Here is a 25,403-nt window from a genome sequence, read left to right as displayed (position 1 = left end):
TATGATGAAAAAAAGACAACTTAACCTACAGGTGAAGTCTGCTCAAAATGAAGTTGGGTTCATACATAAGTTGTTTGAAATTGCATCATAATCTGTCATTGAATAGGCCATGTAGGTTCTATATCTCTATCAAATGGTTTTTGCACCAGAACCAGATTATTTTTTAGTAGTTAATAGGTAATAATATAGGGATATTTTGAATGTACATTTAGGTTGTTCTTTTCAAGATATTTATCATTTTAAATACGCCCTTTATTAGAATACTGCTCATACTTTTTTTGAGATCCTTTAGTAATACGTGCGTTAAGTAAAATTGCTAACAACAAAAACACTCCATATTTTCCCCCTGTAGCTCCTATGATAATCACACTACTACAAACAAGTACAATTAATAGGAGAAACGAAACTAAATAAATACGGTTATAGTTCTTTGACATCTTCTCGTATTTTATGCGTTCTTTCCTTGCATCCATCTAAATTCCTCCTTTAAATTATCCATTTCACTATAAAATAAATATCGCTCTTAAAAAGAAAACAATCTATCGTTTCAAATAATTAATTTTTTTAAGCAACTAATTTATATAACATAAAAAGAAATCCTACCAATATTAAGCTTTCCACTATGATAATCCCGACCCTCTCCTTCCTTTTAACCCCATCACATCAGATGGAATATATGTATATCCTATTATTAGTCGTAGCAAACAAAAAGGATCATCCCTTTTCGTAAAGGATCATCCTTTTCTTCGTTCATTCAACAATTTTTAGGTATTCTTGATTAATTAAAATAACAGCCGGTCCATCTACAAGAATTCCACCAACTTCAATTTTTTCATAAGACTCAATCTTAATAGAAGTAATCCCTTTTCGCTTCTTTAACTCGTTACTTAATTCTTGCGTTGGCATGTGTTTCATATCTTCACTCCTTCTTATTGTTTCATTTAATCTTATTATGTTAAATGAATTATAAAAATGGTTTCTAGTTCTAGAAATTCCATCATTTTTTATCGTTGACCATATATTTAGATGTTAGCAACTCGCGTATCTCTTTTATGAAAAGAAGATAAACAATTACTATTCACTGTCTCAGTAAATATAAAAAATTCTTAAAGATAGAGATGAGATTGATTGTTTTTTCTTCTAGAAATAATGACTTAGATATATATACCTAAAACAATGAAAGCCCTACCTCTCTTTCATCCTTACGGCTCCTTGTCCGTGCCAGTGTGAATCAGGATTACAAAAATCAAGTAACTATTTTATCGAGTCATTTAATAAAATTTCGAACATTCGTAAAAGAAATTAAAAAATAAAAATGGATTAGATTGTAGAAATAACAAAAGAGGTTAATGCTCTAAAAGTGGTTTGAAAGAGTTGAATGTCTTTGAAATGATTGATTCTTTATAATTATATTCCCAAAAAATTCAAAATCTTTTTTTGGGATGTAATACATTATCTATAATGAACCTTAACAAAAGCTTTTCATTTGATTTTCTGTGATACCTTTAATCAATCCCAGTTCACTAATCAAAAATTCATGTGCGTTATCTAACATTTTCTTTTCGCTTGCATTAAGTGCTTTTTCTTTCTGCATACGCATTAAATCACGTACAACTTCAGCACCTTCTTGTATTTTACCCGTTTTTATTTTATCTGTGTTCACTTTATACCTTTGTTTCCACGTAAGTAATCTATCTGATTCTCCATGCTGAAAAATATCTATGATGTGTGTTAATGCCGTTATATCCGTAACTGGTCGTATATTTGAACTCAATATTTTTCCCGTAGGAATCATTACTTCCATATTACTGGCCGACATTTTTATGACATAATACTGTTGTTTTTCTCCTGAGATTTCCTTTTCTTCTATGGCTTTAATTATACCTGCTCCTTGCATTGGATAAACAATGTTATCGCCAATTTGAAACAAATAATCCACCTCCATATATGGTAACCTTCTCAAGCTTAACATACATTTATTTTTTTAGCAAAATTTTTATAATATCACAATCTTATTTTTCGCGTCAACTTATTTCCTCTTGAAAAATAAGATTGAGAAATAATAATAATAATTCAATAAAAACAACTTCCCATTACTAGCAAAACAAAGTTCAATTTGCGAAAAACACTATCCTTTTTATTCTACAATTCCTTCATCAGAAACCTCTATGCATTTCGGGTTCAAAACTCTAATCCACCACCTAAATAATGCATTATATTAATCAAGGGATGTACATGGTGATTATTGTTCTTTGTCTACTTGCATTCTGAAATCTCGGTTAAAACGTAGATTCGTTTTTCCTTATACAAAACCAGTTTACTCTTGTATCTTTTCTTGTGTGGTACTCCTATTTTTTGACATGCTTTTATTCCCATCCTTGCAAGAGTTCTTATAAATACTTAACTAGTTTGTGTTACTATTATAGGAAATGAGGTCATTTAGAAATCTTATAAAACCAAAAGTACACCACTACATATAAGAGTGATGTACCGTTTTAATATAATGTGCAACAGGATAGACAAGATATTAGCTTTAAAAACCTTCATATGCTATCACTTATCTTTAATATTACAGATTAGGAAAGACTTTTTTCCTATATACTAACCTGCTTACTAACCGTTTCCCTTGCTAATAGGAAACTCATAATAACTTGTGCAGCTACACGACTTGTCATATCCCGAAAATCAAGTGTTGGGTCAATTTCTACAATGTCCATACCCTGAACAAGTGGTTCTTGACCAAGTGTCGTAATCGCATCGAGTAAAGTCGTACTATCCATACCACCTGGGCCAATTGCTGGACAACCTGGGGCAAATGCTTGATCTAATACGTCCATATCGACAGAAACATAAATAGCTGTAACTCCTTGTCTACGTAAAATCTCAATGCTTTCTGTAATGATATCTTTAATCGCTACCTCGCGAACATGTTTCATTGTATATACTGTGACACCATGTTCTTTTGCATACTCATGATACGTACGAGCATTGGAAAAATTACGAATACCAATTTGAACAAGCTGTTTTCCTGCAATCACATCATTCTCTAGTAAGCTACGAAATGGTGTTCCATTAGACGGTCCTCCGTCTTCTAAATTACGCAAATCATGATGCGCATCGAATTGAATAATGCCAACTTTCCCTTTACTACTTGCAAAACCACTTATACTAGGAAAACTAATGGAATGATCTCCTCCAAGAATAATTGGTACCATTTGTGGATTCAATTTCGTCAAACTGCCGAGCGTTTTAGCAATACGAGCATGACTTTCTTTTATGTCTGTAACATGCATGGTAATATCACCACAATCATACAAGACACTTTCTTTCATATCATGCTCTTCTGTAATCGCATATGTGCTATATGCATCTAGCATTGCGCGAATGGTTTTCGGTGCAAAACATGCACCAGAATGACTAATAGACGGCTTAGAAAGCGGTGCGCCAATTAATGCTGCACCAAAGATTTCTTCTCCCTCTTCCCAGCCTTTAATCATATCACTCCATTTCGTTACTTCACGATCAATAAACTTTGCATTTTTCTTTAAATAGTGGCCTTGCTCCACGTTTTGTCACCTCTTGTATATGCAAGATTACCATTCTTCCATACTGTATTTACATGACTCACACCATAATGATATGGTACATACGCATAATTATATGCATCCCATAAAACTAGGTCAGCCTTACGTCCAACACGAATTTTCCCAGCAACATCGCCGCGATTGATCGCATACGCTGAGTTAACTGTTACAGCATTCCAGACTTCTTCTGGTGTCATCTTCAATTTCAGCATCGCAATGCTCATAATAAGTTGAATATTTTCAGTTGGGCAACTACCTGGATTAAAATCTGTCGCTAACGCAACCGCTACACCTTCATCAATCATTTTACGCCCACGTGCAAAGCTTTCTTTATTTAAGTAGAAAGTCGTTCCTGGGAGTAACGTTGCAACTGTATTGGAATTCGCTAGCATTTCAATCCCTTTATCTGATGCTCCAACTAAATGGTCCGCTGATGCCGCACCAATTTCTGCTGCAGCTTCTGCACCGCCAAGTGGATCAATTTCATCTGCATGAATCTTCACATCAAATCCAAGTTCTTTTGTTTTTAATAAAAAGTCTTTCGATTCTTCTACAGAGAATACCCCTGTTTCACAGAAAATATCAACAAACTCAGCTAATTGTTTTTCTTTCATCTCTGGTAATAACTCTAACATCCATTGTAAAAACTCTTTTGATTTTCCTTTATACTCTTTTGGAACTGCATGTGCTCCTAAGAATGTTGAAACTAAATCAATTGGATGCTCTTTTTGCAATTGTGCCGTCGCTTCTAATTGTTTCCACTCTGTTTCATCGTCCAATCCATAGCCACTCTTTGCTTCCACTGTCGTAACACCAAATGACAACATGCGATCTAAATGAAACTTCGCCTTTTGTACGAGCTCTTCTTTCGATGCTTGTTTTGTTGCATTCACAGTTGACAGAATACCGCCGCCTTGCTCTAAAATTTCTAAATACGGCACTCCCTGTAATTTAAGAGCAATTTCATTTTCACGAGATCCACCAAATACAAGGTGCGTATGCGGATCAACAAGCCCTGGAGAAACCATTTTCCCTTCGCAATCGATGGTTTCTTTTGCTTGCAACCCTTTTGCTTCTTCCGCTGTGCCAATGAAAGTAACAATACCATTTTCAATACCCACTGCACCATTTTCGATAACAGGAAGCGTGTTCATCGCTTCCTGTCTTAACAAGCCATCTTCTTGATCCATTGTTAGCAATTGACCGATATTCGTTAGTAAAATGTCCAGCATGTTTCTTCCTCCTTATTTCATCATTGGAATGTTAACGCCTTTTTCTTTTGCTGTTTCAACAGCTAAGTCATACCCTGCGTCAACGTGGCGAACAACTCCCATTCCAGGATCAGAAGTTAATACGCGTTCAATGCGTTTTCCCGCTGCTTCTGTTCCGTCTGCAACAATAACCATTCCAGCGTGAAGTGAATACCCCATACCAACGCCACCACCGTGGTGAACAGATACCCAGCTTGCACCATTAACACTATTGATTAATGCATTTAAAATTGGCCAATCCGCTACTGCATCACTGCCATCTTTCATTGCTTCTGTTTCACGGTTCGGTGAAGCTACAGATCCACAATCTAAATGGTCACGGCCGATAACGATTGGTGCTGATAATTCACCGTTTGCAACCATTTCATTGATAATACGCCCGAATTTTGCACGCTCTCCGTAACCAAGCCAACAAATACGTGATGGAAGACCTTGGAACTCAACTTGCTGACGTGCCATACGAATCCAGTTACATAAATGCTCATTATCAGCAAATTCACGTAAAATTACTTCATCTGTTTTATAAATATCTTCTGGATCGCCAGAAAGTGCTACCCAGCGGAATGGTCCTTTTCCTTCACAGAATAATGGACGAATAAACGCTGGAACGAATCCTGGGAAATCAAATGCATTTTTTAACCCTTCATCAAAAGCAACTTGGCGAATGTTATTACCATAATCAAATGTAATTGCACCTTTTTGTTGCATTGCAAGCATTGCTTCTACATGTTTTTTCATGCTTTCTTTTGATAATTGTACGTAGCGTTCTGGATCTTCTTCACGAAGTTTTGCCGCTTCTTCTAATGAATAGCTTACTGGAACATAACCATTTAATGGATCATGTGCAGACGTTTGATCTGTCACTAAGTCTGGTTTAATATCACGTTTCACAAGCTCTGGTAAAATTTCTGCGGCATTTCCTAATAGTCCAATTGAAATTGGTTCTTTCTTCTCTTTATATTCTTTCGCAACAGCTAGTGCCTCTTCTAAAGATTCTGTGTACATATCACAATACCTTTTTTCAATACGGCGATCGATGCTGCGCTTATCTACATCAATAGCAATGACTACCCCACCGTTCATCGTAACAGCAAGAGGTTGTGCACCACCCATACCACCTAAACCAGCTGTAAGTGTTAATGTACCTTTTAATGAGCCACCAAAATGTTGGCGTGCTGCCTCTCCAAACGTTTCATATGTTCCTTGTAAAATTCCTTGTGTGCCAATATAAATCCAGCTACCAGCTGTCATTTGTCCATACATCATAAGACCCTTTTTCTCAAGTTCACGGAAGTGATCCCAATTTGCCCACTTTGGTACTAAGTTTGAATTTGCTAGAAGAACGCGTGGTGCATCTTCATGTGATTTAAAAATTGCAACTGGTTTACCAGATTGAACAAGTAATGTTTCATCACTCTCTAATGTTTTTAACGAATCAACAATTGTATGATAGCTATCCCAGTTACGAGCTGCACGACCAATGCCGCCATATACAACTAATTCTTCTGGCTTTTCAGCTACTTCAGGATCTAAATTATTCATTAACATACGGAGGGCTGCTTCTTGAATCCAGCCCTTAGTTTGTAATTCTGTTCCTCTTGGCGCGCGAATTGTTTGTTTTACGTTTTCCATTTTAATCTCTCCCTTTTCCCTTTTTATAATGCTGCATTTACATCCATTCGTTCCTTCGTAAAGCGACTTGTTTTTAACCAATGTGCAATATTTTCAATATCTGTTGAGAAAATACGGTCATTTGTAATTGACGGTACTTGCTGACGTCCTTGGTGATAAAATGCTTTCGTTACTGTACTCATCTCTTCAATACCACGATATTCCGCCGCTTGCATTGCACAAATCATTTCAATTGCAAGCACGCGTCTTACATTTTGAATGATTTGATGTGCATGACGTGAAGCAATTGTTCCCATACTTACATGATCTTCTTGGTTAGCTGATGATGGAATCGAATCAACACTTGCTGGATGAGCTAGCGTTTTATTTTCTGAAACAAGTGAAGCTGCCGCATATTGCATAATCATTGCACCAGACTGGAGTCCTGGCTCCGGGCTTAAAAATGGTGGTAAATCATTTAACTGCGGGTTCACAAGACGTTCAATACGGCGTTCAGAAATATTCGCAAGTTCTGCCATCCCGACCTTCAAAAAGTCCATTGCAAACGCAATTGGTTGTCCGTGGAAGTTCCCACCAGAAATTACTTTTTCTCCTCCATCAAAAATAAGTGGATTATCTGTTGCTGCATTCATTTCAATTTCTAATTTTTCTTTAACATAATTTAAAACTTGCCAAGAAGCACCGTGTACCTGCGGGATACAGCGAAGTGAGTATGCATCTTGTACACGAAGCTCCCCTTGCCTTGTTACAAGTTTACTATCTTGAAGTACATCGCGAATACGCTTTGCAACTTCCACTTGTTCTTTATATCCACGTGCTTTATGCACATTTTCATCAAATGCATCGATAATGCCGCGCAATCCTTCAATTGTCATTGAAGCAATTAATTCTGATTGATAAGCAATCGCTTCAGCTTCGATATAAGAAAGGATTCCTTGCGCTGTCATCGCTTGCGTACCATTGATTAACGCAAGCCCTTCTTTCGCTTCTAATTCGATTGGCTCTAGTCCTTCTTCTGTCAGAGCTACCATCGCATGAACGCGTTTCCCCTTATAGAACACTTCACCTTCTCCCAATAGAACAAGAGCAAGATGGGATAATGGAGCTAAATCACCGCTCGCGCCTAATGAACCTTGCTGCGGGACAACTGGATGAATTTTACGATTTACAAACTCTAACAGCCTATTTACAACAAGTGGACGAACACCAGATACACCTTTTAACATCGTATTAGCGCGTAAAATCAACATTCCTCGCGATACTTCTTCAGGGAATGGATCGCCAATTCCGCATGCATGTGATTGAATTAAGTTATGTTGAAGTGCCTTTACATCATCTTTCTGAATGAGTACATCACTAAACTTTCCAAACCCAGTTGTAATACCGTAAACAACTTTTCCATCCTCTACGATTTTTTCTACAACTTCACGGCACTCAGCCACTTTTTTCATGCTGTTTGGGCAAGCTGTTACCCCTTCCCCTTCAAACAACAAACGTTTCATTTCTTCTACTGTCAATGAATGTCCTGTTAACGTAATCATCCTTTTTCCTCCTTAAAAGAGCAAAAGGGGGCCTTACCTTTTTAAGACAGACTTCTGTCCCAAAAAGCAAGGCCCCCTTCTAACTAATAGACTATGGGCAAATCATATGTGATTAATTCCTAAACCAATCGCCTCATGCTCAGATCCTTTTACAGGCGCACCTATCGTTCCATAAAGTGCAACAGCAAGCCATTCGCCTTCTTTTTTCCCGTCGTATGGTGTACCGCGCACAATTGCAAACCGAAGACCTACCGTACGAAGAACGTCTGCTAACTGAATTTGACCTCTCGTCACTCCGTACAATGCTTCCATGATTGCATGATAAAGTGCATGCGTTTCTCTGTAAACGTCTGTTTCAATAACTTGATTGCTTTTAGCCGCTGTTTCCATTGCTGCGACAACCTTTTGCGAATTCATAGAACCAACTTTCCCAGTACAATATTTCCAACCTTTTGGAATGGATAATACAGGGCTTTCATTCTCGTCCGCAAGCGCCAACAACATGGCCATACGACCAATTCGATGTGTTCCTTGAAGAAGCATGTGACTCTCTCATTTCTTGTGAATTGTTTGAATATTACTTAATTTAAGAATATATGAAAACGGTTTAATCGTCAATAGTTTAAACGATTATTTGAATAATTTTTTTCAATACTCTGTTACCATTGTGTACACACTTTATTTACAGAAAATCCCAAAGCGTGCTATAGTCTCACTAACAGCTGTAAGGGGGACCCAAAATTGGTTAAGAGAAAAGATATTCACTTTCGAATTGACGAAAGATTACTAGAAAGATTTGAAGCAACACTTCATTATGAAGGCCTAAATAAAACAGATGTTTTAACACATGCTATTCAGCAATTTTGCATAAAGGTGGAATCAGAAAAAATGAATGACGTAAAAAGACAATACGCTGTAAGTAATCATCTTCAAACACGGATTGATACCCATAAAAAATATGAAGAAAAACGAGTAGACTTAGATGCAGTTGTAATTGAGCATTTACAATTACAAGGAACAGAAAAGATATTAGAGGTTGGATGCGCTAACGGGAAATTCCTTGCACTGCTACAAAAAAACGGTCATAAGGGACATCTCACTGGTCTGGATCAATCTACAACTATGCTGCGAGAAGCTGCTATGAATGCAGCACAGCAACATGTAAATATTGAATGGAAACTTGGAGACGCTACCAAACTTCCTTTCCCAGCTGATTCTTATGATTGGATCATCGCAAGACATATGCTGTATCACATGACGGATGTTGAAAAAACAATTCAAAGATTCCATAAAGTAATTTTTCCTGAAGGCAGGTTCCTAGCCACGAGAAATTCCAAAATCTCATTACCCCGTATGGATGAGATGTGTAACAAAATGTTAGTCGCATTCGATTTACCCGAAAAATCACCATCAGCTTCTCCATTTTGTTTAGAAAACGGAAAACAATTATTACAATCTGTTTTTCAAACTGTGGAGGAAACAGTTATTCATAATGCACTTCTATTTCATCATGCTACACCTATCGTTAACTATATCTCTAGTATGTTTCCATCTTTAAACATACCTGATGACATTCATCTTCATTCAGAAATGAAAGAATGGCTGACCATTGAAATAGAAAATGAATTATCTCTTCATGGCGGAGTATGGCGTGATCCAAAAACACTTGCTATTTATCGGTGTACAAAATAAGTTTGAATCTACTTTGTAACAAATTCTTCAAATTTATCTTAGGTTGATGTTGATATGGCGATACCCTAAGAAGAAAATTACATATTATAAATATAACAATAGATAAAAATACAAGAGGTGAAACTGTTGGCTATAAAACAAAAGAAAATTAAGCTGGTAATTGGTGCAGGGGAATATAATAATAATCCTGGCTGGTTACATACGAATGAGGAAGAATTGAATTTATTAAAAAGGGAAGATTGGATAAAAAGGTTTGATCCTAATTCTTTAGCGGTAATTTTAGCGGAGCATGTATGGGAACATTTATCATATGAAGAAGGCATAGAAGCGGCGAAAGTATGTTATGAATTTTTAAAGCATGGTGGTTATATTCGATGCGCCGTTCCTGATGCATTTTTCCCAGATGAAGAATACCAAGAGGGTGTACAAGTTGGGGGACCTGGACCTAAAGACCATCCCGCAGCTAGTCATAAAATAGTTCATAATTATGAAACTTTAAGGAAAATGTTTGAAACTGTTGGATTCGAAGTGAAATTACTTGAATATTGTGATGAAGAGGGGAATTTTCATTACAATGAGTGGGATGGAGCCGATGGGGTTATTTTTCGTTCAAAAAAATATGATCCACGAAATCAAGGGGATAAACTTGTTTTTCCATCGTTAATTATAGATGCAATAAAGTCTTAGTTATTAAGCTAAACAGGTGCTTTTCTTGAAGAAAAGCTTTAAAGTCGATCTCCAATAGGAGATTGACTTTTTTAGTATCATAATGGCCTCCATCTCCTCACATGAATTTACTAGAATAACATTAGAAGCGTTGAATTAATATGACCTTTCACTCTATATTAAAGCCCTTGTTTAAGAGCAATTTCTTCATATGCTTTTCTCCTTCACCCATTTCATAAAATATCTCTCTGTTTCCTCTACTGTCGCTTCATCAGTATTCACATATGTAACCGGAAATTGTTTATACCATTGTTTTTCTATTTCTGCTAATTCTAGCTGTTTTTCAAACGTACTGCGTCTTCTCGTATTATCATTCTTCTTTCTCTCTTGCAATATCTTTTTAGAAACATCCAAATAAAAAATCGCATCTGAACGGCATCTTCTTAATTTATACAATTCATCTTTTAGTTCGTTTTCGATATCCCAATCCATCCCTATCAATTTCGGAAAATATATTGTATAAAATTCAATATCTTCTGAACCACGATCAAATATCACAATACGCCCTCGCGCATTCTGAATTTCTTTTATTTTCGCTTCAATAAACATTCTTTGATTTGTAATAAATCCCTCTTTTGTGTAAATATCCAAATTTAAATTTTTTCTTTTTTCTACAATTCCATAAGGGTTTTCATACAATATTGGGAATCCATGCTTTTCTAATCTTCTTGCTAACGTTGTTTTTCCGCTTGCCATTGGTCCTTGAAGTGAAATTATATACGTCATTTCTTTTACCCTTTCCCAATAAAATAAACCTCTTTTTTACAATAAACGGAATTTTATAAACTATCAACAAAATACTCCCTACCTTGTTTCCTATTTCTATCTAGCTTATAATAAAAAACAGAGATGATTATGGACGCCTTTTATGTAAGCTTGGAAATCCAAGCTTACATTATTTTTTGCTTTCCCTTTTATTAGAAACAGGGTATACTAGATTGGAACATACGTTCTGAATAATTACATATAGTAAGGAGATAGAACAAATGGTATACGATACAAAAGTAATTTCTTGGAACGAATCTTTAAAACAACTACAACGTCGCTACACAAATCAAGCAGTAGATCGAAAACAATTTGAAGATGTTGAACTCATGGAGTTTTTCCGCGATAACGACTACATTTCTCTTCCTACACATATTAGCGGCCTATCAACAAAACGTTTTACTTCTTACTCTATTTTCACAACTGAAGATAAAGATCGTAAAGTCGGCACACTTATTATTGAATATTTAGAAGATGATAATGACCTATTACGTGTTGAACAACTATACTTCGTTTAATTCAGAACGCTTGGTCAAAATGGCCAAGCGTTCTTGCTTTCTATCAATTTCACCGATTATAATACTAGTAAAGGAAAACTGCTATCGTAAAGGGGGTATACACTTGCTCGAAGGATGGTTTAGTTGGTTTATTGTTACTTGGACTGTTATTTTACTAGGCCTTATGTCTATTGGTGGATATTTCATGTTCCGAAAATTCTTGAAACGTCTACCGAAAGAAGACGGCATGTCTATTTTAGATTGGGAACAACACTATATCGATCACACACGGCATTTATGGGATGATGAGCAAAAACAATTATTAGAAGAACTTGTAAGTCCGGTCCCTGAACTTTTCCGCGATGTCGCAAGATCTAAAATTGCTGGTAAAATCGGAGAGCTAGCGTTAAAAGAAAAAGCCACAAAAATAACTGAAGATTTAATTATTAAAGGATATATTGTAGCAACTCCAAAACGAGATCATAAGTTTTTAATTAAAAAATTACAAGAAAAGCAAATTGACTATTCCCGTTATCAATCACTGCTGGCTAATTGACCTACCCCTACCTTCACTTCGTTTAGAGGAGGGGATCTTCTCGGTTAACATAATAAAAAACCTCAAGGAATCTTGAGGTTTTTTACGTTAATTTCATATCTTTCTCATTATAAAATCCATCTTCTTTTTCCATTTCCTTTTGCAATTTCGTGAATGAGCGATACATTGCGATTCTCCAAGATACAATCATTGCAAAAGCAAGTAAGAAGAACATACCACTTAGTTGCCCTAAATCAAGCGATTGACTTAAATATGTTTTAAAGACAATACGTACCACGAGCAAACCAATTAAAATAAATACGAAAGCTTTGGAGCGTTTTAAATAAATTTCTTGTCCACGCACTTCAAATTTAGATGTTTTAATAAGAAAAATTGAAAAAAACAAACCTACACCGATCGCTTCTAACATTTCTGCTGGCGTTAGGCGAAATTCCGGAAAAATGTACATCAATGCTCCCGTACTCATAAAAAATGGTGGGAGAATGATTTTTTTCAATGTTGCAGGTTTCTTCGCTGCTTTTAAACGAATGAACATCGCACCAACAGCCATACAAACGGCAACAATACTCGACAAAAGAACTATATTCATACTTTCTCATCCTTTTTTGTGGCAATATGAAAATCTAGTTTCATTATATGCTTTTCTGTTAGTATTTCCAACATTTTCACAGGATAATACTAAAAACCGGTGAAACCACCAAATAAACTTGAGAAATACGCTATAATTTTTGTCATCCAATTAAAGTATAAGAATATACCCATAACAATCATGATATATCCGCCTACTTTCACAAACGTCCCACTATGTCGTTTAATCCAAGACATTTTCGTAATAAAAAATGAAAGTATAAAAAATGGTATTGCAAACCCAAGTATGTAAGCAATCATATATAGCATTGCTGATTCTGGATTCGTAGTAGCCAGTCCAATTACAGCTACTAAAATGGGTCCTGTACAAGGTGTCCAGCCAGCAGCAAATGCCAAGCCAATTAAAATAGATCCAATATAACCACTAGGACGACTTTTAAATGTAAATTTTCGATCTTGCATTAAAAACTTCGGTTTAAATACCCCCACAATTACAAGTCCAAATACAATGATGAATAGTGCCCCTAACTGTCTGATTAAATCTTTATAATCTTGGAAAAATGATCCGATAAAACTCGTACCAAAACCAATTGCGATAAAGACAATTGAAAATCCAAGTAAGAAAAACGCCGTATGTATCATACTTCTTTTACGAAGCATCGCATTTTCTTCTTTTAATTCAGAAACTGACATTCCCGTTATGTAAGATAAAAATGCTGGATAAAGCGGTAAGCAACAAGGGGAAATAAATGATAAGAATCCCGCACCAAACGCTAAAAAAATATTAATATCTTGCATCGTTTCACTCCTCTCTTCTACAATATTGTAGCAAAAATGAAAGAAAATACTATGTACAATTCATGAATTCACTATTTACAACATTTTAATAAGAAAAAATAGCTGCACACTGCTATATAAATACAAATTAAAAAACCGAAATAAAATCCTTCTTTTTAGGTGGGAGAGAGCATCCCGCCATGCATAGAAGCGGTCCGATCCTTTTCCTGCCCCATGCCAAGTGAAAACAAAAAGAGAAAACAAGTAGCAGTCACCTTTTGTTATCCATAACCATGGCTTATATGTCGAAAAATCAAAATGGATTTATATATTCTTTCTGAAGCGGTTTCATTTTCCTTCTATTATAAATATATTCTGTCATTCATTAACATATCAAAGCTTTTTCTAAACAACAAATCATTTGTATACTTTCCCCCTATACGCTAGGTATTTCCTGTGAAAAATATTTTTTTCAAATGATAACTTTATACAACTCGTTCCCTATCTTACAATACTTCTATAATTATAAATTTCAAGATTATGCATAAATATCATACTTTTATTATTACGCTATAAAATGTCACACTTTTCTTTCATTTGACCCTTCATTTTTAATTTTGTATACTTCCATCTAGTTATATATGTCCGTTTTGGAACAACTTAATATATAGGATGGGAGGAATTTTCATGCTTCGTTATTCTCTTTTAGTTTTATTAGGAGCATGTAGCTATGGAATTTTAGCTATCTTTGTTAAACTTGCATACGTAGAAGGTTTTTCACTTGGAGAAGTAATTGGTAGTCAATATTTGTTCGGTTGGTTTATTTTACTTGGAATTACTCTTCTTTTTTCTAGACACCGCGTTCCACATAAACAAATGCTTATTTTATTTGTCGCTGGAACATCAGCTAGTTTTACCGGTATCTTTTATTATGCTTCACTGAAAACTGTACCGGCATCTATTGCCATTATACTATTATTCCAATTCGTGTGGGTTGGCATTATCATTGAAGCTGTAGCAACAAAAACATTACCGTCAAGAGAAAAAGTCATTTCTGTTCTCTTTTTACTTGCGGGTACATTCTTATCGAGCGGATTATTAGAAAAATCAGCAGGTGACTTCGATACAACTGGAATCATATTAGGTTTACTATCTGCTGTTACATTTGCAACCTACATTTTTGTAAGTGGTAAAGTCGCTGTCGAAGTGCCCTCATTACCAAGAGGCGTCCTCTTAATGGCTGGTGCTTTAACTTTAGTAATGGTAGTATTCCCACCAACATTTATTTTTAATGGGGCTATTTCACAAGGACTTTGGAAATACGGTTTAGGATTAGGAACATTCAGTATTGTTATTCCATCAATCGCCTTTACAATCGGAATTCCAAAAATCGGTTCCGGCTTAGCCACTATTCTTGGTGCAGCCGAATTACCTGTTACAACAATTATGTCTGTATTCGTTTTAAAAGAAGCGGTACTCTCTTCTCAATGGCTTGGTGTATCACTTATCTTGGTTGGTATTGCAATTCCACAAATTGCATATGCAATGCGCGGACGATATCGAAAACATCATACACATAAGAAAGTTGCTGCATAAGCGAAAAGAGGCTTCTCATTTGAGAAACCTCTTTTTTAGTATATCTTGTATTTATGAATTCCTTGTAAATAATAACATGTGAAAAATTTCAAAATTAATTTAAGGGATATTTTTCTCTTACAGATTCATTAAAAACACTAAACTCCTATATAATTACTAATGAATAGATTTTTTATTTTTATATACTTAAAATATAAATTGAAGTTTATCCTGAGAAAGAAGGCAAAATAGATGAAACCCATCACAAATCAATTAACAGAGAAGCTAATCTCCATCCGCCGTCATTTACATCAATATCCAGAACTATCTTATGAAGAAACAGAAACAACAAAAGCGATACAGAACTGGTTAAACGAAGCTAACATCACAATTATTAGTTCTAATTTAAAAACTGGCGTAATCGCAGAAGTTTCCGGTGATAAGAATGGACCAATTATTGTGCTCCGTGCTGATATTGATGCTCTTCCTATACATGAAGAAACTAATTTATCTTATGCTTCTAAAAATCCTGGTAAAATGCATGCATGTGGACATGATTTTCACACAGCATCTATTCTCGGCGCTGCCTACTTATTAAAAGAAAATGAATCTTCACTTAACGGAACTGTTAGATTCATATTCCAAGCTGCTGAAGAAAGCGGAGACGGAGCATGCAAAGTAATAGAAGCTGGTCATTTAGAAAACGTACAAGCCATTTTTGGTATGCACAATAAGCCCGATTTACCAGTTGGTACAATTGGTATAAAAGATGGACCACTTATGGCCGGCGTTGATCGTTTTGAGATTGAAATACACGGAGTTGGAACACATGCAGCTGTACCTGATGCTGGTGTTGATCCAATTGTTGCCTCTTCTCAAATTGTTATGGCACTACAAACAATTGTAAGCCGAAATGTAAGCTCTTTTCATAACGCTGTCGTGAGTGTAACAAACATTCATTCAGGAAATACATGGAACGTTATCCCTGAAAAAGCAACTTTAGAAGGAACCGTTCGTACATTCCAACCTGAAACACGCCAAAGAATACCAGAACTGATGGAACGTATTATTAAAGGGGTTTCTGATGCACTAGGTGTTGAAACGAAATTGCATTGGTATCCAGGTCCTCCTGCCGTTCATAACGATATAAAACTTACAGAATTCTCTACCCATATTGCTCAAGTAATGGGCCTCCAAATTATTTCACCAAAACCTTCTATGACAGGAGAAGATTTTTCATTTTATCAACAAAACATACCTGGTTCATTCATCTTTATGGGAACAGCTGGGACACAAGAATGGCATCACCCTGCTTTTACATTAGATGAAGGAGCATTACCTATAAGCGCACAATATTTTGCTTTATTAGCTCAAGAAGCTATTAACAAATTACGATAAAAAAGCCGTTAAGATCATTCTTCTTAACGGCTTTTCCATCTATTATTATGTTAAATCGCGCTTTGAAAATACAGTATAGGAAATACCTAGGAAAACAAGTAAATAAATCATCAGAATACAAGAGGCAAATGGGAATGTTATCCCTGAAACTAAGCTTCCATGTTGTAATATTCCATATAAATCTGTATTTGCCGGTAACAAAAATTTCATCCATTCATATCTAGATGCTGGCATTAAAATGATTCCACCAGATAATGCCACAAATAAAGAAATACCTATTGCACCCCCACTTGATCTTGTTAGAACAGAAATCATAAAAGCAAGCGCTGCATACACAAGAGTTGGTAGCCATTCTAATAGATAATACTGGCTCACATCACCAAAGATATTCCGCTCAATAATACTACCATTTTGTACAATAAATTCCGTCCATGCTGGCTGTTGAAACTTATAAATAACAAACCCACATAACAGTGAGAAAAGCATATTAAATATAAATAGTAATCCAGAAAAAATAACAATCGCAACATATTTCGCTGTTAAAATTTTAAATCGATTCGCCGGGCGAATCATTAAGAATTTATAAGTTCCCCAGTTGTACTCATTTGCAAAAATTGTACTAGCATATACAAGAATAAATGGTAATAAAATCGGAAAAATAATTAATCCGGTATCTCTCATAAAAGTTAGAGGTGAAGCATCTGCAGGTGGTGTATTCGTATCTAAGTGCTTCATTTTAAGCTGATACTCTTTAACGAGCTCATCTCCTGATTTTTGATTTATAATATCCTGTTTTGTACTTCCAAGTTTCTTTTCAATTTCTGCCGTTCGCTCCGTATACTCTGTTTTCCAATCTCCTGATAAAGACGGAAAGTATTTAACAGAAACCCATCCTAAACCAATAACTAAAATTGCAATAACAACAAACGGTATCATTGTTCGCTTTCGCTTAAAGATTTTATACAGTTCGTTATAAACTAAATTAAACAATATCCTTGCCTCCTGTTAATTCTAAAAACTTCTCTTCTAATGTTTTTCTTTCTTCATAAACACGATAAATACGAATACTTTTTTCTGTTAATGTACGAATCACATTTGGAATTTCTTCATTTTCCACAGTAAGAATTAATTCATTATCTTGAATTACGGCATCATACGTTAAAAGATCCGCTGCCCGCTTCACATCATCAACACGTATATGAATCGTCTCCATTTCCAAACTTCCATCTCGTTGAATACTTTGCGTCGTTACATATTCTCCATGTTGAATGATAATGACGCGATCACACATTAATTCAACTTCAGATAATAAATGACTCGATACAAGAACTGCCTTTCCTTGTTCATGTGCAATTTTCTTTATGTACATACGCATCTCATGGATACCATTTGGATCTAACCCGTTTGTTGGTTCATCTAAAATAAGTACATCCGGGTTATGTATAAGTGCTTGTGCAATTCCTAAGCGTTGCCTCATACCAAGTGAATATGCTTTTACTTTTCGGTCAATAACCTGTCCCATACCTAGTAATTGGACAACTTCATCAATGCGATCTTCTGTAACGTTACTATTCATACGCCTAAAATATGTCAAATTTTCATAACCACTTAAAAAAGGATAGAATTCTGGATTTTCGATTACAGCACCAATTTTTGCAGCTGTACTTTCAAATTGCTGTTTTACAGATTGACCATCTATCCAGACTTCACCTTCCGTCATGCGAATCATACCAACCATCATTCGCATTAATGTTGTTTTCCCGGCACCGTTTGGCCCTAATAAACCAACAACTTCGCCTTTCTTTACTTCAAAACTTATATTTTCTACTAATGTCTTTGAGCCGATTCGCTTTGTTAGTTGTTCTACTCTCACTATAGATTGCTTATTTACCATTTTATACAACCTTTCTCTCTAACACTTTTTTCAGTTCTTTACACTGTATCATGATTATTTTCTGCTGTAAAACGAACAAAAAGACATGATGCCTCATGCCTTTTCCTCGACTTTATTTAATTGTTCATATTTAAATTCTTGAATAAATTTATAACATTGCCATATTGATAATAAGATGATTATAACGATCAACACTGTCGTTACTGATACTGCGTATAACGTAATCGGTGCGCTATTTATTCCATGAACTCCTATTAACTTTATAAAAATCACTGTAAATAATTTCAAAAACAGCATCCCATGAATAAAACCAAAAAGAATCGCTCCACCGTAAATCAAAAACTGCTCCTGACATAACAAACAAAATATTTTTCTTTTTTTCATACCGGCAGTTTCATACAACAGTAATTCTTGTTTCCTATTTTTTAAAAATCTTTTTGTCATTTGGTATGTAACAGCAGTGCATACAAAAAACAACAGTACTTCCCCATAATATAGTGTAGCTAACAAAAACGGTATATGCTGTATTTTTTCTATTACCGCTTCATTAGATCGGATAGATATAATGAAAAAATATAGCATTGTACTCATTGCAATCCATATAAATTGCTTTAATCGTTGGGCAGCATAGTTTTGTATATTTTTCTTTGCTAACCGAAATAAAGACATAATTGATTCCCCTACCTTACTTCTTAACGTCCAGTATTCCATACTACTAGTGTATAAAAATATGACTTTTTTAACATCGAACTACAATCGGAGTCTCTACTAGGTCTTAAGTCGCAGAAAAATGACTTTATGTCTAAGGTTACACTGAAACAGGAAGATTCCCATAAAAATCTAATATATTAATATTGGGGGATTAAATGAAAAAAACACTACTTCTCAGCATCATTTTATTGATTCCTTCTCTTAGTAGTTGCGGCGTCCAACAAAATGTAAACACGTACACAACTGTAAAACCATATAATTTATCAGAAAAAGAAATTGCGCTTTTGCAATTATTACCCTTACAACAAGGACATGTCTCTTTTTATGAAGTTACCATTCCTCATAAACAAGCTGAAATATTTACAAATATTGAATATTACCAGAATGGAGAAAAGGTAAACGATATGGGTGGGTTTTCTTCTTTCGACTTTAAAGACAAAAAAATAAGATTAGCCGTTGGTCAACAAATGTTTCAACATACGAACAACGAGACTTGGCAATGGTTCATGGGTATTGACGATAGTTCAATGACTGTTTCTGAAAATAGCTTACCTAATATTAATGGGTCTGCATTTGAAGAAATTAGCAGCTCTAAAAAAATAAAATATAATAAAAGAACAGTTCTTGCTGCTTGGATAAAAACAAATAAAAATCATATATCTTCACTCTCTATAGAAGATGAAAGCTCACGCCAACGATTAATTCAAGAAAATGAACATGTCTACTTATTCATTATTGAAATAAAAAGAGGAGATGCATCACAATAGCATCTCCTCTTTTATCACATTTCTGTCACCTTACTTATCATTTTCAACTTCAATTCGTTTTTTTTCTCTCGCAATTTTTAAAAACTCTAACAGCTCAGGATTACTATTTGTTTTCCGATATGCTACTGACATTTCAGCTACAAATTTAGAATCAAATATTGCCTTGTACACCACTTCTGTTTTATATAACTTATTTGCCGATACCGGAATAACGGTTATACCAATTCCTGCAGCTACAAGCCCCATAACGGTTTGATACTCTGTTGCCTCTTGCACAATGTGTGGACTAAATCCAGCATTCCTGCATAACGATAAAATTGTATCGTATAACGCAGGCCAAACGGGTCTTGTTATAAATACAAATGGTTCATCTTGCAAATCTTCAATATGAATTTCTTCTTTCTCTGCTAATGGATGCGCTTTTGGTAAACATAGTGTACACGAAAGCTTTTGAATTGGTTCTAATTCTAGCAATTGTGTATTAATTGGTGGACGTAAAAATCCAACATCAATACGATTATCATGAAGCGCATGAACTTGATCCGGTGTCGATAATTCATGCAGTGCAACAGATACTCTTGGAAACTTCTTTCGATACTCCCTAACAATAGACGGTAAAATATCATATATCGCTGCCCCTACAAATCCAATTGAAAGTGATCCAACTTCTCCCCTTTGTGCACTTTGCGCGACTTCTACTGCCTTCTCAATTTGATCAAATGCTTTTTTCACTTCTTTTAAAAACATCTCTCCTGCTTCTGTCATCTCAACTTTCCGCTTCGTTCTTGAAAATAATGTAACTCCCATCTCTTTCTCTAATTGCTGAATTTGTTGACTTAGCGGTGGCTGTGTCATTTGTAAGCGAGCAGCTGCTCGTCCAAAATGTAGCTCTTCTGCTACAACAACAAAATATTGCAAATGCCGTAATTCCATTTGAGATCCCCTTTTCGATTAATATGTATAATAAATTAATAACATATAATTTATATATTAGACAAATATTTTGAAAGGACGTATAGTAGAAATTGTTAATTCTTTTTACAATTTTTATGAAAAAAATCGAAAGAGGTGTTACTGTATGATATGGTGGAAATTAAGCGGACAAATCTTACTATTATTTTGTTTCGCTTGGACAGGTGAATGGATCGCAAAGCAGGCACACCTCCTAATTCCAGGAAGTATTATCGGAATTTTTTTATTATTAATGTCATTAAAATTTAACTTGGTGAAAAAAGAGTGGATTCAAGACGGAGCGGATTTTTTATTAAAAGAACTTATTTTATTTTTTATTCCTTCTGCCGTCGCTGTTATCCGCTACAAAGATACATTATCACAATATGGTATCGATCTCATTTTGATTATCATGATTAGTACCCTTTGTGTAACACTCGTCACTGGAATCTTAGCAGAACTGCTATTAAAGCGGAAAGGATCAGCACAATGATCGGCTTTTTTTGTTTACTATTAACACTATTAACATATTGGATTTCTAAGAAACTATATCAGCGCTGGAATTGGAGTATACTTTCACCGCTTCTCGTTTGTCCAATTGTTTTAATCGTGTTATTACTTGGACTAGATACATCTTATGAAACATACGATTCTGGTGGCCATTGGTTAACTGAACTATTAAAACCAGCAACCGTAGCTTTTGCATGGCCCATCTATAAATACTTTGATTTATTAAAAAAACATGCGAGTGCAATTTTAATTAACGTCATTGTCGGTTCATTATTATCTGTTATTACTTCAGCTCTTCTAGCAGATGCTTTTCACATTGATTCATCACTAGAACATAGCTTAGCACCGCACATTGTCACAACACCAATTGCCATGGCAATCTCAGAAATGATTGGCGGTATGTCACAATTAACAGCCGTATTCGTTGTACTTACAGCACTAACTGGAGCACTCTTAGGCCCTTCTCTTATTCGCATATGCCGTATTAAAACCGCCATCGCGAAAGGTATTATGCTAGGTACTAGTGCAAACGGTACCGGTACTTCAAAAGCATTCGAAATCGGACCAGTGGAAGGTACAATTGCAAGTTTATCCATGCTTCTAACAGCTGGCGCAAGTTTAGTCATTGTACCACTTTTCTTATCCTGGTTACATTAAACAACACTATACTCTTATTTTATTTATCCCGATCAATCGGGCTTTGAATAAAAATAAATCATTACAAGAAAAAGAATAGGAACTGTAGTATAACGCTACAATTTCTATCCTTTTCTTAATTCCCTTCTCTCCTACACAAACATAACTATGACTGTGTAATTTTATTTGAAACAAGTAATTTTTCAATACATATAGGCAACATATCTAATAGCGTTTCAAATGCGTAATTTATGTCCAGACGTTCTGTCCATTGATGTGCATCTTTTCCTACTGGTCCCATATTTAATACTGGAACATCAAACTCTTCTAACTCCTGGAGCGGAATTGAATAGCCTTTATCCCATAATGGCATATTTTCTACAAGTGAGCTCATTGAATCAACTGGATACTGTAAGCCTACATAGCTTAAATCTGAAATTCCTCCAAAATAATTTTGATTTTCAAATGTAATTCCATGATTGTAGTGAGCATATCTTTCCATTTCCCTAACTACTTCTTTAATTAAAGGATTGTGACGTGAACTCACAGCTGGATAGTACGGTGGGGCAAAGAAAAGCACAATCATTGGTGCCTTTTCTTTACATAAAATAGCTAATTTATCAACTAAATCAATTGTTACCGCACGATCATCTTTATCTTCTCTATTTTTTATAACAGTAGATTGAATATCAGCTATTTTTTCTTGCCCATGTTGTTCAATTGCATAAGCGATAAGCTCTTCATACGTTAATACATTTACTTTAAGATTAGGCGGTATGAACGGATTATACTTAGAAAAACGATATGCTTGCTTCTCATACGAGTCTTCGATTTTTTCTGCTACTTTCGTTACTTTTTGATGTAACAACGAAATTACATCTGTCATCGTTTTTTCTAGTAAAAATAAATTAAACAATGTGACTGCACGATGAGGAATTTGTACAGAATAATCCTCCTTTAAGTCTCTTTGAAACAAATTAGTTGGTGGAGGGCTCGCTTCGCCTTCTACAATATCACAAAGTTCCGTATTCAATTCTAATTCAGCTGTTAATAATGAAGCCATATAATTAGCATTTAATCCCGCAAAAGGTTCGCCTACATGTGTTTCCTTTCCATAACAAAGGAAACCAGGTAACACCTTACCAATAGAACCCGTGTAAATATACTTATTTTGATCACCAGGATGACGCGTAAACATAGGCTCTGAATTTAAAACCGTTTTATATTCTAGGTTATGTTCTTTTGCTAAATCTAATAATCTTGGAACAGCAGCTCTCATTCCTACAGAGTTCACTTCTTCATCTGGAACAGCTAATAAAAGGACATTTCCGTCAAACTTCCCTTCACAAGCTTGCTCAACCATTGCCATTTGCAAAGCTAGACCACATTTCATATCCATTGTTCCTCTACCAAATAGCCAATCCCCTTTTTCTATATCTTCACGTACATGATTCGGTAGCTCATCTTTATGAGAATAAAACATAGATGTTAATTTTTTAGGGCTAAATGCATCCGCTTTCCAACCCCCATAATCTTGCACATCTACAACATCAAAGTGACTAACAAGAATTACTGTATTTTTTGTATTATTATTTTTCTTTACTAGAGCAGTAACAAAATATCGTCCATCCCCCGTCGGATTTTTTTGCACATGATTGGAATTTTGTTTGAAATAATCTAGATCCGTTAGTTGGCCAACAACAAAATCTGGCAATATAATCTCAGCTTCCGAGCCAGTAATACTAGGAATTTCAACAAGATCGCTTAATAATTGAACCAATTGTTCTTTTGATTGCCATTTTGACATATAAATCCCCCTATTTTTCCACATAATGAAATTCATTTCCACTATATGAATAAAAAAATGACGACAGACTATCAAAATTATTATTCCGATGTTCTGCCGATTTTTATTGATATTTCATTAGCCGCTTGTTTTACCTTACTAATAAGAAAAGATAGTCGATCATCGTTAATGCGATGATTAATTAATCCAATACTTAGTGCTCCTACTACTTTATGATTAAATCCTATAATAGATGCAGCTACTGAAGCTGTTCCTTCTGTTTTCTCACCATAACTCACAGCATATCCTTCATTTCTTATCATTGCGAGTTGATCAAAAAGCATTTGCTTTTGTTCTGGTAAAGAAGAAAGTAACTGTTCTACGATGTATTCCATTTCATTTGTTTTCATATTGGCAAGCATCGTTTTATTTGCGGCGCCAATCGAAAGAGGAATCTGTTCCCCTAAGTTATCGATAACTCGAATTTTTAAAGGGCTATCCATTCTTTCAATAATAATAGAATGTGTTCCATTTGGAATGTTCAAGTAAACACTTTCTTCAACTTCAAAGGCCAAACGCTTCATCACTTCTCTTGCAACAGATCTGTAGTCTACCTTCTCTAATTGACGTAACCCTATTTCCATCCACATTGGTCCAGTTGTATACTGTTTTGTTTCTGAAACTTGCGTAACTAATCCATGCTCCATTAGAGAGTTAAGTAACCTATGTACTGTACTAACTGGGAGATGTGTTCTATCAGCTATATCAGAAATAGCCCAATATTCTTTGTCATTTATAGAATTCAATAACTTAATAATACTTATTGCTCGATCAATGGATTGTACCATAACTCGCCTCAACTTTACTTGTAATATGTTAGTAGCCTTAATTAACTATCAATTTAACAAAAATTCAAACTGAAATCAATTTAATTATCGAATTTTCTAAAAATAAAAACAACAACTTCTCGGATACAACACTCTTCTAATGTTTCTCCTTCTTCTTGTCCACCACTTGGTACTGACCACCTTTTCGGTTCCTCTTTCTTCCCCTGTAATACCATCAAAATTTCATTTTTTTCATTCACACATATAGCTGCTGTTCCAATCCATCTTTTCATGTGTCTCTCCTCCCATACCTAATATTCTTTCTTACCCTGTTCTTCTCCTTGAAAATAGAGGAAAATGCTGAATTTGTAACGAAAGATTATATCAACTTCAAAGACAACTCATTCCTAGAAATTCAAGCGGAAGGATGAGAGTATGATTTCTAAATATGTTGTGGAGTGTGTTTTTTGTGAAGAAAACCGAAAATCTCGGCAAGCAACTGTCACCGTGTCTGCCACTTCTCATACACTTGCCATTCAAAAAGTAAGAGATGAATGCAAACGCCGCTTTGGAAAAACACTGCTATTACAAACCGAAATTACAGAAGAATTATTTTTACACAAAAAAGAAAGCTGACCATACATGATATGATCCCCTTATAGTAGACAGTAAAAAGAAAGCACATTAATCTGTTTACTATGGAGGGGATTTTTTCTATG

At 35.1% G+C, this 25,403-nt stretch carries 27 protein-coding genes and 2 pseudogenes; 11 read left to right on the top strand and 18 right to left on the bottom strand.

All coding sequences use genetic code 11. The annotated features are described in order from the left end of the window. Window positions 1-91 (top strand): annotated as a pseudogene (locus tag JDS96_RS32440) (IS6 family transposase); the annotation flags it as partial. 148 nt (window positions 92-239) lie between these two features. Here JDS96_RS32440 and JDS96_RS24840 read toward each other — a convergent pair. From JDS96_RS24840 to hutP, 8 genes are all read right to left on the bottom strand, one after another. Continuing rightward, a complete protein-coding gene (locus JDS96_RS24840; protein ID WP_018767989.1) occupies window positions 240-473 on the bottom strand; it encodes a hypothetical protein in 234 nt (77 codons plus the stop codon). 277 nt (window positions 474-750) lie between these two features. Further along, entirely contained in the window at window positions 751-915 is a 165-nt protein-coding gene (locus tag JDS96_RS24835; RefSeq protein WP_033799362.1) for a BC1881 family protein, read from the bottom strand. Window positions 916-1,468: 553 nt separating this feature from the next. Then, complete coding sequence (locus tag JDS96_RS24830) at window positions 1,469-1,930, bottom strand: CarD family transcriptional regulator (protein ID WP_170957047.1); 462 nt, start codon at window positions 1,928-1,930, stop codon at window positions 1,469-1,471. Window positions 1,931-2,594: 664 nt separating this feature from the next. After that, window positions 2,595-3,566 carry a formimidoylglutamase gene (gene hutG, locus JDS96_RS24825; RefSeq protein ID WP_033796324.1) on the bottom strand — a complete coding sequence of 324 codons (972 nt, stop codon included), beginning with the start codon at window positions 3,564-3,566 and terminating at the stop codon, window positions 2,595-2,597. Further along, on the bottom strand, window positions 3,545-4,816 hold the full coding sequence (gene hutI / locus JDS96_RS24820) for an imidazolonepropionase (protein ID WP_199668350.1): 1,272 nt from the start codon (window positions 4,814-4,816) through the stop codon (window positions 3,545-3,547). The genes hutG and hutI overlap by 22 nt, the downstream gene beginning before the upstream one ends. Window positions 4,817-4,828: 12 nt before the next feature. Beyond that, entirely contained in the window at window positions 4,829-6,487 is a 1,659-nt protein-coding gene (gene hutU / locus JDS96_RS24815; protein ID WP_199668349.1) for a urocanate hydratase, read from the bottom strand. Between the two features lie 23 nt (window positions 6,488-6,510). Further along, window positions 6,511-8,028 carry a histidine ammonia-lyase gene (hutH, locus tag JDS96_RS24810; protein WP_003207972.1) on the bottom strand — a complete coding sequence of 506 codons (1,518 nt, stop codon included), beginning with the start codon at window positions 8,026-8,028 and terminating at the stop codon, window positions 6,511-6,513. A 102-nt stretch (window positions 8,029-8,130) separates the two neighbouring features. Further along, a complete protein-coding gene (gene hutP, locus JDS96_RS24805) occupies window positions 8,131-8,571 on the bottom strand; it encodes a hut operon transcriptional regulator HutP (protein ID WP_003199156.1) in 441 nt (146 codons plus the stop codon). 198 nt (window positions 8,572-8,769) lie between these two features. Here hutP and JDS96_RS24800 point away from each other — a divergent pair, with 198 nt between their 5' ends. Then, window positions 8,770-9,720: a class I SAM-dependent methyltransferase gene (locus tag JDS96_RS24800; protein WP_199668348.1), complete on the top strand. Its 951-nt coding sequence runs from the start codon at window positions 8,770-8,772 to the stop codon at window positions 9,718-9,720. A 126-nt stretch (window positions 9,721-9,846) separates the two neighbouring features. Beyond that, entirely contained in the window at window positions 9,847-10,407 is a 561-nt protein-coding gene (locus tag JDS96_RS24795; protein ID WP_003207975.1) for a class I SAM-dependent methyltransferase, read from the top strand. Between the two features lie 186 nt (window positions 10,408-10,593). On the opposite strand, the gene JDS96_RS24790 is transcribed toward JDS96_RS24795, so the two are convergent. Next, complete coding sequence (locus JDS96_RS24790; protein WP_003207976.1) at window positions 10,594-11,172, bottom strand: AAA family ATPase; 579 nt, start codon at window positions 11,170-11,172, stop codon at window positions 10,594-10,596. 260 nt (window positions 11,173-11,432) lie between these two features. Between JDS96_RS24790 and JDS96_RS24785 the strand changes: the two genes are divergently transcribed. Both JDS96_RS24785 and JDS96_RS24780 read left to right on the top strand, forming a co-directional pair. After that, window positions 11,433-11,729, top strand: a complete 297-nt coding sequence (locus JDS96_RS24785) for a hypothetical protein (RefSeq protein WP_003199164.1) — start codon at window positions 11,433-11,435, stop codon at window positions 11,727-11,729. A 103-nt stretch (window positions 11,730-11,832) separates the two neighbouring features. Further along, window positions 11,833-12,264, top strand: a complete 432-nt coding sequence (locus JDS96_RS24780) for a DUF2621 domain-containing protein (RefSeq protein WP_006095618.1) — start codon at window positions 11,833-11,835, stop codon at window positions 12,262-12,264. Between the two features lie 82 nt (window positions 12,265-12,346). Here the strand turns inward: JDS96_RS24780 and JDS96_RS24775 are convergent, their stop codons facing one another. Both JDS96_RS24775 and JDS96_RS24770 read right to left on the bottom strand, forming a co-directional pair. Beyond that, window positions 12,347-12,853, bottom strand: a complete 507-nt coding sequence (locus tag JDS96_RS24775; protein ID WP_018765308.1) for a CcdC family protein — start codon at window positions 12,851-12,853, stop codon at window positions 12,347-12,349. Between the two features lie 89 nt (window positions 12,854-12,942). Then, the gene (locus JDS96_RS24770) at window positions 12,943-13,650 is read right to left on the bottom strand and encodes a cytochrome c biogenesis CcdA family protein (RefSeq protein WP_003199170.1); all 708 of its coding nucleotides are present in this window, start codon (window positions 13,648-13,650) and stop codon (window positions 12,943-12,945) included. A gap of 666 nt (window positions 13,651-14,316) precedes the next feature. Here JDS96_RS24770 and JDS96_RS24765 point away from each other — a divergent pair. Next, window positions 14,317-15,225, top strand: coding sequence for an EamA family transporter (locus tag JDS96_RS24765; protein ID WP_199668347.1), 909 nt, complete (start codon window positions 14,317-14,319; stop codon window positions 15,223-15,225). A 231-nt stretch (window positions 15,226-15,456) separates the two neighbouring features. After that, a complete protein-coding gene (locus tag JDS96_RS24760) occupies window positions 15,457-16,602 on the top strand; it encodes a M20 peptidase aminoacylase family protein (RefSeq protein WP_199668346.1) in 1,146 nt (381 codons plus the stop codon). 45 nt (window positions 16,603-16,647) lie between these two features. Here the strand turns inward: JDS96_RS24760 and JDS96_RS24755 are convergent, their stop codons facing one another. The 3 genes from JDS96_RS24755 to JDS96_RS24745 form a co-directional block, all read right to left on the bottom strand. Beyond that, the gene (locus JDS96_RS24755) at window positions 16,648-17,592 is read right to left on the bottom strand and encodes an ABC transporter permease (RefSeq protein WP_018765305.1); all 945 of its coding nucleotides are present in this window, start codon (window positions 17,590-17,592) and stop codon (window positions 16,648-16,650) included. Further along, window positions 17,585-18,496 carry an ABC transporter ATP-binding protein gene (locus JDS96_RS24750; protein ID WP_199668345.1) on the bottom strand — a complete coding sequence of 304 codons (912 nt, stop codon included), beginning with the start codon at window positions 18,494-18,496 and terminating at the stop codon, window positions 17,585-17,587. Before JDS96_RS24750 ends, JDS96_RS24755 begins: the two co-directional genes overlap by 8 nt. A gap of 93 nt (window positions 18,497-18,589) precedes the next feature. Then, on the bottom strand, window positions 18,590-19,165 hold the full coding sequence (locus JDS96_RS24745) for an FtsX-like permease family protein (protein ID WP_199668344.1): 576 nt from the start codon (window positions 19,163-19,165) through the stop codon (window positions 18,590-18,592). Window positions 19,166-19,362: 197 nt separating this feature from the next. Here JDS96_RS24745 and JDS96_RS24740 point away from each other — a divergent pair, with 197 nt between their 5' ends. Continuing rightward, window positions 19,363-19,974, top strand: coding sequence for a hypothetical protein (locus JDS96_RS24740; protein ID WP_199668343.1), 612 nt, complete (start codon window positions 19,363-19,365; stop codon window positions 19,972-19,974). Between the two features lie 30 nt (window positions 19,975-20,004). On the opposite strand, the gene alsR is transcribed toward JDS96_RS24740, so the two are convergent. Beyond that, entirely contained in the window at window positions 20,005-20,907 is a 903-nt protein-coding gene (alsR, locus tag JDS96_RS24735; protein WP_006095613.1) for an acetoin biosynthesis transcriptional regulator AlsR, read from the bottom strand. A 145-nt stretch (window positions 20,908-21,052) separates the two neighbouring features. Between alsR and JDS96_RS24730 the strand changes: the two genes are divergently transcribed. Then, on the top strand, window positions 21,053-21,418 hold the full coding sequence (locus tag JDS96_RS24730) for a CidA/LrgA family holin-like protein (protein ID WP_199668342.1): 366 nt from the start codon (window positions 21,053-21,055) through the stop codon (window positions 21,416-21,418). Further along, window positions 21,415-22,092: an LrgB family protein gene (locus JDS96_RS24725; RefSeq protein ID WP_033796326.1), complete on the top strand. Its 678-nt coding sequence runs from the start codon at window positions 21,415-21,417 to the stop codon at window positions 22,090-22,092. Before JDS96_RS24730 ends, JDS96_RS24725 begins: the two co-directional genes overlap by 4 nt. A gap of 145 nt (window positions 22,093-22,237) precedes the next feature. Here JDS96_RS24725 and JDS96_RS24720 read toward each other — a convergent pair whose 3' ends face one another. The 3 genes and pseudogenes from JDS96_RS24720 to JDS96_RS24710 form a co-directional block, all read right to left on the bottom strand. Beyond that, window positions 22,238-23,878, bottom strand: a complete 1,641-nt coding sequence (locus JDS96_RS24720) for a M20/M25/M40 family metallo-hydrolase (RefSeq protein ID WP_199668341.1) — start codon at window positions 23,876-23,878, stop codon at window positions 22,238-22,240. Window positions 23,879-23,958: 80 nt separating this feature from the next. After that, complete coding sequence (locus JDS96_RS24715; protein ID WP_018765299.1) at window positions 23,959-24,705, bottom strand: IclR family transcriptional regulator; 747 nt, start codon at window positions 24,703-24,705, stop codon at window positions 23,959-23,961. 113 nt (window positions 24,706-24,818) lie between these two features. Then, window positions 24,819-24,977, bottom strand: a pseudogene (locus JDS96_RS24710) (NUDIX hydrolase); the annotation flags it as partial. 142 nt (window positions 24,978-25,119) lie between these two features. On the opposite strand from JDS96_RS24710, the gene JDS96_RS24705 reads away from it, so the two are divergent. Next, window positions 25,120-25,320, top strand: coding sequence for a DUF3903 domain-containing protein (locus JDS96_RS24705; protein WP_016115767.1), 201 nt, complete (start codon window positions 25,120-25,122; stop codon window positions 25,318-25,320). The last annotated feature ends 83 nt before the right edge of the window (window positions 25,321-25,403 follow it).

Origin of the sequence: Bacillus cereus group sp. N21 (assembly GCF_016483395.1) — a bacterium.
GTDB lineage: Bacteria > Bacillota > Bacilli > Bacillales > Bacillaceae_G > Bacillus_A > Bacillus_A pseudomycoides.
Note: the sequence above shows the minus strand (reverse complement) of the source record. Positions and strands in the feature narration are given on the sequence as shown.